This is a genomic window from Nostoc sp. (genome assembly GCF_036917615.1).
Taxonomy (GTDB): Bacteria; Cyanobacteriota; Cyanobacteriia; order Cyanobacteriales; family Nostocaceae; genus Nostoc.
This window is the reverse complement of the sequence record NZ_JBALCZ010000012.1, coordinates 1-14,223: the sequence shown is the minus strand read 5'-3', so window position 1 is coordinate 14,223 and position 14,223 is coordinate 1. Positions and strand designations below refer to the sequence as shown.

12 protein-coding genes and 1 pseudogene are annotated in these 14,223 nt (G+C 41.9%); 8 read left to right on the top strand and 5 right to left on the bottom strand.

Going from position 1 to position 14,223, the window contains the following annotated elements:
* The first annotated feature begins 36 nt into the window (after positions 1 to 36).
* Entirely contained in the window at positions 37 to 3,537 is a 3,501-nt protein-coding gene (locus V7K85_RS02555) for an alpha-mannosidase (RefSeq protein ID WP_334811103.1), read from the top strand.
* A gap of 189 nt (positions 3,538 to 3,726) precedes the next feature.
* On the opposite strand, the gene psbN is transcribed toward V7K85_RS02555, so the two are convergent.
* Positions 3,727 to 3,858 (bottom strand): photosystem II reaction center protein PsbN, encoded by a 132-nt coding sequence (gene psbN, locus V7K85_RS02550; RefSeq protein ID WP_334811102.1) that lies wholly within the window; start codon positions 3,856 to 3,858, stop codon positions 3,727 to 3,729.
* An 85-nt stretch (positions 3,859 to 3,943) separates the two neighbouring features.
* Between psbN and psbH the strand changes: the two genes are divergently transcribed.
* The 4 genes and pseudogenes from psbH to V7K85_RS02530 form a co-directional block, all read left to right on the top strand.
* A complete protein-coding gene (gene psbH, locus V7K85_RS02545) occupies positions 3,944 to 4,147 on the top strand; it encodes a photosystem II reaction center phosphoprotein PsbH (protein WP_334811101.1) in 204 nt (67 codons plus the stop codon).
* A 380-nt stretch (positions 4,148 to 4,527) separates the two neighbouring features.
* Positions 4,528 to 4,881: a hypothetical protein gene (locus tag V7K85_RS02540; RefSeq protein ID WP_334811100.1), complete on the top strand. Its 354-nt coding sequence runs from the start codon at positions 4,528 to 4,530 to the stop codon at positions 4,879 to 4,881.
* Positions 4,863 to 7,910, top strand: coding sequence for an SUMF1/EgtB/PvdO family nonheme iron enzyme (locus tag V7K85_RS02535; RefSeq protein ID WP_334811099.1), 3,048 nt, complete (start codon positions 4,863 to 4,865; stop codon positions 7,908 to 7,910). Before V7K85_RS02540 ends, V7K85_RS02535 begins: the two co-directional genes overlap by 19 nt.
* A 166-nt stretch (positions 7,911 to 8,076) precedes the next feature.
* A pseudogene (locus V7K85_RS02530) lies at positions 8,077 to 8,274 on the top strand (diversity-generating retroelement protein Avd); the annotation flags it as partial.
* 10 nt (positions 8,275 to 8,284) lie between these two features.
* Here V7K85_RS02530 and V7K85_RS02525 read toward each other — a convergent pair.
* On the bottom strand, positions 8,285 to 8,863 hold the full coding sequence (locus tag V7K85_RS02525; protein ID WP_334811098.1) for a Uma2 family endonuclease: 579 nt from the start codon (positions 8,861 to 8,863) through the stop codon (positions 8,285 to 8,287).
* Positions 8,864 to 8,997: 134 nt separating this feature from the next.
* On the opposite strand from V7K85_RS02525, the gene V7K85_RS02520 reads away from it, so the two are divergent.
* Together V7K85_RS02520 and pth are read left to right on the top strand one after the other, a co-directional pair.
* Entirely contained in the window at positions 8,998 to 9,270 is a 273-nt protein-coding gene (locus V7K85_RS02520) for a TatA/E family twin arginine-targeting protein translocase (protein ID WP_334811097.1), read from the top strand.
* A 141-nt stretch (positions 9,271 to 9,411) separates the two neighbouring features.
* On the top strand, positions 9,412 to 10,053 hold the full coding sequence (gene pth, locus V7K85_RS02515; RefSeq protein ID WP_334811096.1) for an aminoacyl-tRNA hydrolase: 642 nt from the start codon (positions 9,412 to 9,414) through the stop codon (positions 10,051 to 10,053).
* 618 nt (positions 10,054 to 10,671) lie between these two features.
* Here the strand turns inward: pth and V7K85_RS02510 are convergent.
* Positions 10,672 to 11,016, bottom strand: coding sequence for a hypothetical protein (locus tag V7K85_RS02510; RefSeq protein WP_334811095.1), 345 nt, complete (start codon positions 11,014 to 11,016; stop codon positions 10,672 to 10,674).
* 412 nt (positions 11,017 to 11,428) lie between these two features.
* On the opposite strand from V7K85_RS02510, the gene V7K85_RS02505 reads away from it, so the two are divergent.
* The gene (locus V7K85_RS02505) at positions 11,429 to 12,271 is read left to right on the top strand and encodes an SPFH domain-containing protein (protein ID WP_334811094.1); all 843 of its coding nucleotides are present in this window, start codon (positions 11,429 to 11,431) and stop codon (positions 12,269 to 12,271) included.
* Here the strand turns inward: V7K85_RS02505 and folP are convergent.
* Both folP and tpiA read right to left on the bottom strand, forming a co-directional pair.
* Positions 12,268 to 13,128, bottom strand: a complete 861-nt coding sequence (folP, locus tag V7K85_RS02500) for a dihydropteroate synthase (RefSeq protein WP_334811093.1) — start codon at positions 13,126 to 13,128, stop codon at positions 12,268 to 12,270. The two genes, V7K85_RS02505 and folP, sit on opposite strands and share 4 nt — an antisense overlap.
* Positions 13,129 to 13,180: 52 nt before the next feature.
* Positions 13,181 to 13,912: a triose-phosphate isomerase gene (tpiA, locus tag V7K85_RS02495; protein ID WP_334811232.1), complete on the bottom strand. Its 732-nt coding sequence runs from the start codon at positions 13,910 to 13,912 to the stop codon at positions 13,181 to 13,183.
* Positions 13,913 to 14,223: the final 311 nt, after the last annotated feature.

The following is a 14,223-nucleotide window of genomic DNA, read 5'->3' as shown; positions in this document are numbered from 1 at the left end:
GTTAATTATCGTAAGTGACCTCATCTTAGCGAAAATATGACCCCGACTGTCTCTCAATCCCAGACCAAATTCATCTCACAAGTAATTAAGCAACTGCGCTCTTTTTGTCAAATTAATCTTCAGTCTACCTGGCTATACCAGGAATCTGACCTGATTATTACAGATGTTGTAACTGCTGATTTGTCTGATTGGCAACCTGTCGAGTTGAATACTAAAGAACATATTGCTTGGACAGGCAAGAAAAAAGTGCTATGGCTAGTGCAAAGATTGGTGGTTCCCCAAGATTTACAAGGTTATCCCTTAGCTGGGTTATCTTTGCGGCTGGCGCTGGTTTGGTGGGCAGATTCTGCTGAGATTTATGTGAATGGGGAGTTAGTACTGGAGGGTGATTTATTTGATTGTTCGCCGAGAGTGCTTCTCAGTCAAGGGGTGACGCCAAAAGAAGAGTTTATTGTGGCTTTGCGGTTAGTCAGTCCGGGACATTGTGATGGTGCTTTAGTGCGATCGCTCCTAGTTTATGAGTCTACTGTTGATAATAATCCCGATCCGGGTTTTGTGGCTGATGAGTTAGCTGTGGTGCAACTTTATTTGGAAAAGTTTGCGCCACAGAAGTTGGATGTTTTGGTAGAGATGGTAAGGGAGGTAACTAACCGCAGAGGCGCCCAGGACACGGAGGAAGAGAAGGGAGGGTTGGTAAGATCGTTTTTGTCCCTACGCCAAAACTTAATTCAATCCGATATCTTAGCCCCACTTTTCAAGGAGGGTTGGGGGGATCAAAAATCTAAAATTTTCCTGTTAGGTCATGCTCACTTAGATTTAGCATGGCTATGGCCTGTGAATGAAACTTGGAATGCGGCGCAAAACACTTTTGAGTCGGTTCTGAAGTTGCTAGAAGATTTTCCTGAGTTAATTTTCTGTCATTCTACTCCCGTACTTTATGCTTGGGTTGAGGAACATCGCCCGGATTTGTTTGAGGCGATTCAAGCACAGGTAGCCGCTGGACGTTGGGAAGTTGTTGGCGGGATGTGGGTGGAACCGGAACTCAACCTAATTGCTGGTGAATCAATCGTCCGTCAGCTATTGTATGGTCAGCGCTACATCCAGTCAAAATTTGGCAAGCTTTCAACTGTGGTGTGGGTTCCAGATTCTTTTGGTTTCTGTGCAACTTTACCGCAGTTTTTCGCTAATGCCGGAATTGAGTATTTTGTCACGCAGAAGTTACGCTGGAATGATACTACTAAATTTGATTATGGGGCTTTTTGGTGGCGATCGCCTGACGGGTGCGAAGTCTTTAGTTTGATGTCTGCACTTGTTGGTGAAAGCATTGACCCAGTTAAAATGGCATCCTACGCTCTTGAATGGCAAACCCAAACTGGTTTAGCAGAATCTCTGTGGCTTCCCGGTGTCGGCGACCACGGCGGCGGCCCCACCCGTGATATGTTAGAAACCGCCCAACGCTGGCAAAAGTCGCCTTTTTTCCCCGACTTAGAATTTACGACGGCTGAAAAGTATTTACAGGAGATTAGTAGTCAGTTAACTTCACAATCCAAAATCGTTCGAGTGAGCGAAGCCGAAGTCCAAAATCGTTCGACTGAGCGACTTGTACTGAGCGAAGTCGAAGTAAGCCGAAGTCCAAAATCCAAAATCCAAAGCCCCATCTGGAATGACGAACTATACCTCGAATTCCATCGCGGTTGCTATACTACCCACGCAGATCAAAAACGTTGGAATCGTCGTTGTGAAAATTTATTGTATGAAGCTGAATTATTTGCTACCTTGGCAACCGTAAGCTGTGGTGTAATATATCCCAAAGCAGAAATCGAAGCAGCTTGGAAGCAGGTATTATTTCAACAGTTTCACGATATTTTACCTGGTTCTTCAATTACCCAAGTTTATCTGGATGCGTTGCCTCAATGGCAGCAAGTCGAACAAGTAGGAACGAAGATATTACAGGAATCACTTTTAGTGATCGCATCTCACATTACCCGATCAGAACCACCAAAACCCGATAGTTTGCCTATTTTCGTTTTCAATTCTCTCAATTGGCAGCGTTCTGAGGTAGTCTCTGTAGCCTTACCCACGACAGCAACAGCTACCCAAGAATGGCAGATTTACGATGCTTCTGGAAAGCAGCTTATCTGCCAATTATCTGAACCATCAACACTACTATTTCTCGCCACCGAAATTCCATCCGTAGGCTACCGCATATTTTGGCTTTCCCCCTCATCTCCTTCATCCCCTAACCTGCGGGAAGCTAAAGCTACATTTCCCCCACTCCTCCCAGACTGGATTTTAGAAAATGAATTCCTACGAGTTGTTATAGATCCTGACACCGGAGATTTATCAAGTGTTTTTGACAAAACTTATCAACGAGAAGTTTTGAGTGGGGCGGGGAATCAACTACAAGCTTTTAAAGACAGTGGTCAATATTGGGATGCTTGGAATATTGACCCCAATTATGCTCAACATCCCTTACCCGCAACAAATCTTCAATCTCTTCAGTGGTTAGAACAAGGGCCAGTGCAAAGTCGTGTGCGCGTGGTACGTCAGTTGGGTGAATCGGAATTTTGCCAAGACTATATTTTGCAAGCTGGTTCACCTCTGCTAAACATAGCTACTACCGTTAATTGGCAAGAAAATCATGTATTAGTGAAAGCTGCTTTTCCTGTGAATATCGAAGCAGACTTTGCTACCTATGAAATTCCCTGTGGTGCGATTCGCCGTTCAACTAAACCACAAACTCCCGCAGAACAAGCAAAATGGGAAGTTCCCGCTTTGCGTTGGGCTGATTTGACAGTAGAAGATACACAGAGAAATACCGCAATCCAAAATCGTTATGGTGTCAGTTTGCTGAATGATTGTAAATACGGTTATGACAGCAAACCAAATCAACTCCGCCTGACACTGCTACGCAGTCCTAATTGGCCAGACTCAGAGGCTGACCGAGGTTTTCACGAGTTCACCTATGCCTTGTATCCTCATGCCGGTAGCTGGGAATCAGCCCATACAGTACGGCGTGGCTATGAATTGAATATCCCATTGCAAGTGATATTCAATCCCGTTAATCAAAACCAACCGGAAAATTCTCCCCCCTCTAGCAAAGAGGGTTTGGCTGACAATTCAGGTGATGTGGAAAAGAAGAAGCGAAACCTAACCCCCCAGCCCCCTTCCTTAGCACGGAAGGGGGGGAATTCAAAGCCTCTCTCCTTGCAGGAGAGAGGTTTGGAGAGAGGTTTTCCAGATCCCGTGAAAGGTCAGGAGGGGCTTGGAGTCAGCTTCCTAGATTTATCAGCTGAAAATTTAATCTTGATGGCCTTGAAGCCATCTGAAGATGACCCACAACAGTTAATTTTGCGGTGTTATGAATGTCACGGAGAAGCAGCCGAGTTATCTTTGCAAAGTGATTTAGGGTTGAATCTAGGAGATACAGTAGATTTGTTAGAGCGTTCTTCTACTACTGAATTCTCATTTTTGCAACAAATATTGACGATACAGCCTTGGAAAATCGCCAGTTTCAAGGTATATACCAGCGATTAATCCCAGACTTGGATGAGTCACTATTGCTGTGTCAGTGATCAGTTGTGGTTTTCCACAGACCAATGATTAATACTTCTCTACGAGAGGCTACTTCGGCTACGCTCAGCACAAGTGTGCCAACGGCTTCTCTACGAGACGCTACGCGAACGCTCAGTACAAGTGACTAATAACTAATGACTAATGACTCTTTTAATCTTCATGGTCATCAAAAGGATCGTTTAATTGCTTGCTAGGAGGGCCAAAGGAGGTATAAATCGACAGTCCGGTGATGACAATCACCACGGCAGCCATAGAAATGCTAAGAACTATTGCGGGTTCCATAATTGAGGGATAGATTATGAGTGCTATTCTTATAGAATATTACAGAAGATTAAAAAAAGCTTTGGCAAGTAATCTTAGGTGAACTATGGCACAAAGGACTAGGTTGGGAGATATCCTGAAACCACTTAACTCTGAGTATGGGAAAGTGGCTCCAGGTTGGGGTACTACCCCTGTGATGGCTGTTTTTATTTTGCTATTTTTCGTGTTTCTGCTGATTATTCTGCAACTTTACAATAAATCACTGTTGGTTCAGGATGTATTTGTCGATTGGCGCACTTTAGCACGCTAACGGATACACAGCTATCAAGTTTGGATAACAAGTTAAGTTACACCCGGTTCTTCCGGGTTTTTTTGTGAGTTGTGATTTGCTACTGGACAATAACTCAGCGGGTGTAGGTTGGGTTGAGGAACGAAACCCAACATTCTCAAGAGTTCGTTGGGTTTAACTTCCCTACCAGACACTGTTCGCGTTCGTTCAACCCAACTACGTTTATTTTTATTCTCCCCAGAGTGACACAAGCGGGGTAGAAGCGAAACATCTGCTAAAAGAAAAAATGTCGTACTACAATATCACCAAGTATTACTTAGTCAAACAGGATTAAAAGTTAATGTAGCTTTTAAATACGAACTGCAAATATTGATCAAAAAATAAAACTTTTAGAGGTGTAAATGAGCGAAATTCCTCTTTGTAGCATAGTGATTTCATCCCAACTGCCCCCAGATGAAATAGAGTCTTTAGAAACATTGCTGGGGATGAGTTCAATCAAGGTGCAAAAGTCACCAAGCCGGATAGTAGGTGCAGATGACATAGTTTTTGTGGCTACAGTAGTTGGAGGGATAGCAGCAACAGCCAATTTGATAGAGTACAGTATCAAAGTAGCTAAAGCGATCAATAATTGGCGGCGAAAATTGCGAGAAAAAGGGATAGAACCAAAAGGCACGTTAGAACACCCAGTACGTCCCTCTCTTGACTTAAGCACCGCCACTGATCAAGAAATAGAAGAATGGCTGTCTCAAAAGTAGCTGAAAAAGTTCCCCTAAGTCCAGGGGTAGAAAAAGTTACTAAACAAGATAATTCGTTCAGTAATCAAATTCTGATCTTGTTTTCAGCCCCTCTGCTGACTGAAGAATTATTGCCAGTAGAGAATTTATCGCTTCAGGAAGAAATTGATGCCATTGCTTTAGTGTTAGAGGATATATCTCACCCTATAGCAGTGGAAATAGTGGTTAAAGTAGCCACCTCACAGACTCTACAAGATGTGTTGTCTCATCGTGTCAAACCACTGATTATTCATTTTATTGGTCATGGAATGAGAGATCGGGATAGTACAGCTTTGGTGTTAGAAGATGAAGTGGGAATTACTCGTTCTTTTAGTGAAGAAGAACTGGCGATCGCCTTATCAAATCAAAATCAGCCACCTTGTCAATTAGCATTATTGAATGCCTGTCATTCCGAAAAGTTAGCTCAAGCTTTTATAAAAGCAGGAGTGTCTCATGTAATTGCGGTTAACGCTGAAGATAAAATTCTAGATGTTGCAGCCCGATGTTTTTCTCGACGACTTTATCAGGCATTATTCAATCAGGTTTCAGTTGCGAATAGTTTTTTATTGAGTCGTAATGCAGTTAAACTTGATGATAAATTAATAAAACTGTTTAACTCTCAGACTTTTCAGCAAGGAGTTAATTTCGATGAAGCCTTCAAATTTCGATTGCTACCCCAAACTGACCATAATCAATCGCTGATTATCGAACCAGCCGATTCTCACCAGATTATCTATCCCCAGTGGTTAAATACTAATATTCCCCGTAAAGATCCAAACTTTGTAGGACGCAGGCAAGAAATACATCAGGTAATTAAAGAACTGGTATCGGATAAACGTTGTATTGCCCTTCATGGTATGGGAGGAATAGGTAAAACTGCCTTAGCTTATGCCATTGCTCAATGGTTACATGAGCGCGATCGCTATAAGGATGGAGTTTGGTTTATTAGTTTGCGCGATACTGATTCTGTAGGAACGCTAATTATCAAAGTTCAACAGAGTCTTGAATTAAGGAGCTTTGCCTTAGAGAAAGAGTTAAGAAATAGTCGATTGTTTTTGATTCTCGATGACTTGGATAAATTGATTGAGAAAGAATCCAATGAACTAATTAAACTTTTGAACTCGCTTTTAGAACAGTGCCCTAATTTAAGACTATTGTTAACTTGTCGTGATTCTTTAGTCAGGGATATTGATTGCCGTCAACAAGAAGTTTACAGCATGGGAGCTTCAGAAACGAGACAGATATTTAAAAAGTATGCTCCATTAGAAGCAGAATGGGGAGATAATGATGATTTGGCGTCAGATTTTAATCTTTTAGTAAAGTTTCTTGATGGCTATCCTTTACCCATTAAACTAGCAGCATCTTATATGGCAGAAACTCAATGTACTCTCAAGATGCTGTGTGAAGAGTTGGACATTGAACCATTAGAAATTCTTGATGATTATTCTCCTGAACAAAGAAAAGAAAGAAGTCTGCGGATAACTTTAGAGCGCTCCTTTGAAATGTTATCGGTAGAAGGACAAGATATATTTCCTTTGTTAGCTTTCTTTCCTAGTGGGTTGAGTCGGGATTTAGCTATGGCTATTCGGGGCAGAAGTGGAAATAAGGCTTTAATGGAATTGCTCAAGTTTTCAATGGCAGAAAAGTCTTCTAGTTCATCTGATTGGAGAGTAACTTTACCCGAACCTGCCCGTACTTATGCACAAAGTAAATTGGAGCAAAGAAGAGGAATTGACTATGTTGCTCCTCAAGTTTTGGATTTTTATAATGGCAATTTCTGCGACACAGTTCTCAAGCTTTTTGGCAATAGAGATGAGAAGAAAGGACAGGAGTTGCTTCTGCAAGAAAACTCAAACTTAATTTTGTTTATCGAATGGGGTTATGAGCATGAAATGAGTTCAGATAAAATCTGTCGCAGTGCTAGGATAACAGCTTCATTAAGTCCTTATTGGCGTTGGATTGAAGCGAATCAAGACCCTTTAGTTAGATTGGATTTGGCAATAGAGGCAGCCCAAAGAAATCAGGATCGAGTGGGAGAAGATTTAGTGAGAAATGCGATCGCTGCTTTTTCTTCTAGAGAAGTATTTAAAGATGTTCAATCTTTGGGACGAGAAAGTGATGAGCTAAAGCCTCTTGAGTTTAAAACCGTCACCGTCAACCATAGCGGTGAAATCATCGAACGAGAAACAAAACTTGCCCAATACTTCACCGAAACTCTACAAAGCCCCTCTCCCAGTGGCATACTGGGTATCACGCTCGATATGGTTGCCATCCCTGGTGGTACATTCATGATGGGTTCACCCGAAGGGAAAGGATATGACTTTGAAAAACCTCAACATGAAGTAAAGGTTCAACCCTTTTTTATGGGCAAGTACCCAGTCACCCAAGCACAATGGCAAGCAGTCACATCTCTCCCCCAAGTAAACTGCAAACTAAGGCCTGACCCATCCTATTTTAAAGGAGAAAATCGACCAGTTGAGAGAGTATCTTGGTTTGAAGCGGTGGAATTTTGCGATCGCCTCTCCCACCACACAGGCAAAAGCTACCGTCTTCCTAGTGAAGCAGAATGGGAATATGCCTGTAGAGCTGGAACAACACCATTCCATTTTGGCGAAACAATCACATCAGAGTTAGCCAACTTCAATGCTAACTATACTTACGATGCTGGTGTGATAGGAACATATCGAGAGCAAACAACAGAAGTGGGCAGTTTTGAAGTAGCTAACACTTTTGGACTATACGATATGCACGGAAACGTATGGGAATGGTGTCTTGACGATTGGCACAATAACTATGAAGGTGCGTCAACAGATGGCAGTGCTTGGTTTGACAATAATAATAACCTTTATCAAAAACAAGAAAATGCCGTGCTGCGGGGCGGTTCCTGGGTCAACTTTCCTGAGTACTGCCGTTCCGCGTCCCGCTACAACAACGGTTGGGCGGAGCGCGGCAGCCACCGCTACGATTTTGGTTTTCGTGTTGTCTGCGGGGTTGGGAGGATTCTTCAGTAGTCCTTTATACTTTTCCTCTTTTGCCCTCTGCTCTTGTTCTTTTTTCCTTTTTTGTCGCCATCAGGCGACTCAAATTTTTTGGCACAAATATTAAGATTTTTTAATTTCAATGAAAGAATTATCGGTCATCCAAAAGACTTATGATTGTATTAAGTGGTAGGTTTTAATTGTTGAGAAATTGCCGAAAATTCATAAGTTTACTTTAGGCGACAGGATAAGCAATCAACTGTACGATTTATTAGAGGGATTAACTCAAGCTAAATATGCTAAAGATAAACTTATTCAATTAAAATATCTGAATACTCAACTAGACATTTTGCGCTATCAAACACGAATGCTGCTCGACTTCAATTTGATGTCATTAAGTACTTAATTTACTCAAACTCAGGTGGCCACAGTTCTTTTATTGTTAATTCCCAACCTGGAAGTAATTCTGGTATTGTCAGTTTGTCGTTATCTTTTAAAACTACTGGTTCAAGGTTAGAGCGATAAACTGTGACTAAAAGTTTGTCAGGGTCAATGAGAATACCTACTGTAGCTCCAAGTTGTAGGAATAGTTTAATCTTTTCTTGGAGTGGTTTGAGGCGATCGCTCTTAGATTTCACCTCAACTATCAGGTCTGGTAGTAACTGCACAAAGTCACGCTGAGTCTTCTTGAGTCGTTCTGCTCGAACAAAAGAAACATCTGGAGCGCGTAGGTTTCTTTTTTCTGGGTCGCCTCCAGTTTCATCTGTTTCAATACTGGGCAAGATAAAACCAGCACTAGAACCAGTAACACGTCCCAGTTTGCGAGGCATGACCCATATATTCAAAAATGTCAGCAGACGAGAACCAATTTCGTCTGACTCATAATCGGATGGCCCCATAACGATGATGTTTCCCTCTACTAGCTCCATCCGAAAATCAGGATTTTGTGACTGTAATTGTTCTAAGTCTTTAATTGTCAGAGACATAAGGCATCACTCGTTCGTGGGGCGTTAGCGTAGCTCGCCGCAGGCATCGCTTTCTATGATAGGCGATTATTGAGTAGACTACATAATAATATGTGAGTCTATGTAGTGGTTTTAGAGTTTACAGGAGACAAAAAATGAATATATTTGGTATCGGTCTGCCGGAAATGGCTGTAATTATGGTAGTAGCATTGTTAATCTTTGGTCCAAAGAAGCTGCCAGAGATTGGTCGGAGTGTGGGCAAAACAATTCGTAGTTTTCAAGAAGCTTCCAAGGATTTTCAAAACGAGTTTCAAAAAGAAGCAGAACAGTTAGAAGAAGCTGTAAAGACTACTGCTGAATTGGAACCTAAGCAAATCCACCCTGCTAAATCTGAGCAAGATACCGCTAGTTCTTCCCAATCTAGCTAGTACCGCAAGGCGGAAGCCAAAAGTCAAAAGTCAAAAGTCAAAAGGCTTTAATTCTGGGCTTTTTGGCTGTAATGAAATGGTAGGTTTATTTCCGCCGCTCTGTACTAGGAGAGTGCTGCATATCAATTGACTGTAGGCAAAATGACAGAAGCTGTTACACAACCAGCTTTGATGATTCCCCAGCTAATTGTCGGGTTGGGGAATCCAGAAGCTAAATACGACCAAACACGCCATAATATCGGCTTTGCTGCTGTAGAAAATCTCTCCCGTTCTTGGCGTATTCCCTTAGCCGAAAACCGCAAGTTTCAGGGTGAGTATGGCGAGGGTATGGCCCCAGGTGGAGGTAAGATTCGCTTGCTAAAGCCGTTAACTTATATGAATCGCTCAGGACAAGCAATACAAGCGGTGACAAGTTGGTATAAATTGCCGCCTGAATCAGTGCTGGTGATTTATGACGATATGGATTTGCCCTTGGGAAAAACTCGTTTGCGCTTATCTGGTTCGGCTGGGGGACATAACGGCATGAAAAGTGCGATCGCACATCTTAGTACCCAAAACTTTCCCCGTTTGCGAATCGGTATTGGTAAACCCAAAGGTGCAGCTAATAACGATGATTCCGATGCTGTCTCCCATGTGCTGGGGCGATTTTCCGCTGCCGAAAATCAGCAAATGTCTCTTGTACTTCAGTTCGTAGTTGAGTGTATTGAACTAAGCCTCAAGCAGGGAGTAGAAAAGGCGATGAATCTTTGTAATAGCCGCACCATTAATAATTCTGAGTCTTAGGGTTGGATGAATACTCCCCTATCAGCTAGAAGAAAGGAGCTAACCGATGTTTAAAGGCGCTTATTTTGATTGATGGGCAGCGATTTGAGCTTGCTCTATCCAATCAAGATAAAGCCCTTAAGGTACTCTGTGCATAGAGAAAGTGACTCATCTACACCCTAATTGGGGGTGCGGCATACTTTGTTTAATTTTTGTAAGAATAATGGCGATGTCTACGACGGGCTATGACGCTCGTGACGCTCGATGACTCGCTAACGCTGCGCTATCGCCTTTGGCGTCTCCCCTTGGGAGAAGACTCGCTAACGTTTCTCTACGAGACGCGTTCCTCATCATCAATAGTTTCCATTGTAATAGTAGCCTCAACCTTAATAAAACCCCCCTGAACTAAAGTCATGATAAAGAGGCTAGTCGTCAGGTTGAAGCGGGTTATGTGTGCTTCTGCCTTGTGAAATCGGTACTTAACTAAAAGTTAATCTAAGTGCCCTAATGCACTCTCAGAGTCCATAGATAAGATGGGAAAATTATCATGCTAAATTTTTATGGCTGTATTATTCACTGGAAAATCATGTAATATTAGCTACTAAAATAGATGAAAAAATATGATTATATTTACAGATTTTAAAAGTTGATTCTGCCCTCACTTAGTAATTTATATCCAGATGCTAATGCTGCAAAAGCAATTATGAAATCCCATAAACTAGTTGGCTTTAAAATAACTCCACCGCTTAAAAAAACTAGTACTATGCCAATGCCTAGAAAAATCCATCCCAAGTTACCAGTTTCTCTACGAAAAAAAACTAATGCAAATACACCTATCATAATTGCGAAAACGGAAGCTGTAGCAGGTAATCTACTATAAAAATATGAATAGTAGCCGCTAACAAATATAATGTTTTGACCAAAAAAGTATAAGCCTGTAAAAAGTAGAATTAAACCTATAAGTCTGATTAACATTCTGCCCATAATATTTTTACATTTTTAATGGCTGAAGCCAATTTAAATCCGATTATAGTGGAGTTTTTAAAATTCCACTAAATTTTACACTATCAGAAAAAAATTAAGTGAATATACTGGATTAAATTTCAGGCTGTCTGAAGATGTCAGTACAAGTAATGTTGATTACATAAAGTAGTCCTTGCCAGCGTTTTATCAAGGTGCTTTAATAGCGATGTCTGACGACAAGAAGCAGAGCTTCTACGCATTCTACAAAACAGTCCTATTTACAGAATATGTACAAGACGCGCAGCGACTAGACATTAGACATCGCTGCTGGCGTTCATAAAATTACAGACTCAAAACATTAAACTCAAAGATATGACAAGCTAGTAGCATATCCTTGACACTAAATTCTCCCAAAAGCTGAATAGGAGCATACATGGAGCCAATTATTGCTATAGTTTTAGCCCTTATAGGTTATGCCTTAGGTTCTGCAAAACTGATTAATCAAGGTAATGAAGCCCTAGTCGAACGCCTGGGGCGGTATCATCGGAAACTTAAGCCAGGGCTGAACTTTATTGTTCCCTTGGTAGATCAGGTTGTGATGGAAGATACTACACGAGAGCAAATTTTAGACATCAAACCTCAGGATGTGATCACCCAAGATAATATTTCTGTGGAAGTTGACGCTGTTATGTACTGGCGCATCAAAGATATTGAGAAAAGCTTTTATGCTATTGAGGATCTGCAAGGGGCGCTGACACAGGTAACTACAACCACGCTCCGGGAAATCATTGCCCAGAACACCCTGGAGCAGACCAATGTCTCTAGAATGGAGATGCACTCAGCTCTGTTATTCGAGTTAAATAGTATAACCACAGATTGGGGAGTTGATATTCTCCGGTTAGACCTTCAGAGAATTACCCTACCTGAGAGTGTACGAAGGTCGAGGGAAGAGGAGCAAGCCGCTGTAATCAAAAAACGGGCGCTGATTACCGAAGCAGAAGGGGAAAAGGAAGCTGCCATTAAAAAAGCAGAAGGAACTATGGCTTCAGTGCAAATCATTTCTCAAGCTCTGCGTTCCAATCCAGATAGTAGGGACATTCTGCGGTATCTTGTAGCTCAAGATTACGTAGATGCTAGCCAAAAACTTGGTGAGAGCAGTAATGCCAAAATTGTCTTTGTAGACCCAGCCAACTCAACTGAAATGTTTCATGAGTTGATCAACGAGTCGATAATGACAGAAGGTCACAGCAAAAAATCCGAAAATGGTAATACCTAACACTCAGGCTGTACGACTTTTCTCAGTAGTGTATCAGCTACCAATGACACATCGCGCATTTCTTGAACATCGTGAACTCGCAGAATATCAGCACCATTAAAAATAGCAGCACAACAAGCTGCTGCCGTTCCCCAAACTCTTGCTTTTGGATCTGGTTGATTTAAAATGCGACCAATGAAACTTTTACGAGATGCTCCTACTAAGATAGGACAGTTGAGTGGTATGAGCGCTCGCAAGCGGCGAAAAATTTCTAAATTTTGCTCATAGTTCTTAGCAAAACCAATACCAGGATCAATAATAATTTTATCCAGATCAATGCCCGCAGTAGTTGCTACCCCAATTTGCCGAGCCAAAAAACTATAAATCTCTTTGAGCAAATCTTGATAATCAGTTTGTTGTTGCATTGTCTGTGGTGTTCCACGCATGTGCATTAAAATTATCGGCACATCTAACTCTGCTACTGTTGGCAACATTTCTAAGTCAAAAGTGCCGCCAGAAATATCATTAATAATATCCGCTCCAACTTCTACAGATGCCCTGGCTACAGCAGCACGGGTTGTATCTACAGAAATCGGTACTGAAATTTCTGGTCTTAGCACCTGTAACACTGATAGTACTCGGTCAAGTTCCTCCGCCAGAGTTATTTGCTTTGCCCCTGGTCGAGTTGATTGACCGCCCACATCGATCATGTCAGCACCAGCAGCTACCAGTGCTTGCGCCTGTACTAAAGCGCCAGAGGTAGTGTTAAACTCACCCCCATCACTAAAGCTATCAGGCGTCACATTCAAAATGCCCATCAAATAAGTCCGCTGTCCCCACTCGAAACAGCGTCCTCGAATTATCAAGTTGCTTGGCATAAATCTACATTAGGCATTCCCATGCTCTGCATGGGAACGAGAAGAAGGCACATCACACTGACTGAAAATTCACAATCCGAGCGAAACTCTCAGGTTCTAGACTTGCTCCTCCCACTAAAACACCATCAATTTCTGGTTGAGCCATGATTTCATCAATATTATTTGGCTTGACTGAGCCGCCATATTGAATTGATACATTCGGATTACTCAACTTGCTCCGAATTAAGCCAATTATCCGATTCGCCTCCGTTACTTCACAGGTATCACCAGTACCGATCGCCCAAATAGGTTCGTAGGCAATCACCAAATTTTGCTGATCAATATCTAGCAAGCCTTTGTCGAGTTGGAGAGTAATCACTGATTCAGCTTCTCCCGCATCTCGTTGTTCTTTAGTTTCGCCAACACATAAAATTGGGGTCAAACCAAACCTTTGGGCAGTTCGGAGGCGCAGATTAACAGTCGCGTCCGTTTCACAAAAGTATTGCCGTCGTTCGCTATGACCGACAATCACAAAGCGCACACCATTTTCTGTCAGCATTGGGGCAGAAATCTCACCAGTGTAGGCTCCAAATTCTTCCCAGTGGACATTTTGTGCCCCCAGATGGATGAGGCTACCGTGCAAACTCTTGGACAAAACACTTAAATTAGTAAACGGAGGGCACAATATCACTTCTCGCCCTTGGGGGGTTTCCTCTAAGTGGGGCAGAAATCCTTGTAAAAACTCCTGGGTCTCTGCCTGGGTTTTGAACATTTTCCAGTTGCCGGCAATAACGATTTTCCGCACAGGTAATTTAGTCAAGATTCTAACGCGTTATTTAGATGCATTTTTCAGTTTATGACTTTTTGTTAGTCATTGGTCATTAGTCATTGGTCATTAGTCATTGGGCATGGGCCAAATAGGGCATTGGGCAGTAAAAATTATTTTTTCCCTGTTCCCTCTGTCTGATCTCGCTAAACCGTTACTAAAAATAAATAGGATAGTAGACGGGGTGTATCTCAAATCTCAAATCTCAAATCTCAAATCTCAAATCTCAAATCTCAAATCTCAAATCTCAAATCTCAAATCTCAAATCTCAAATCTCAAATCTCAAATCT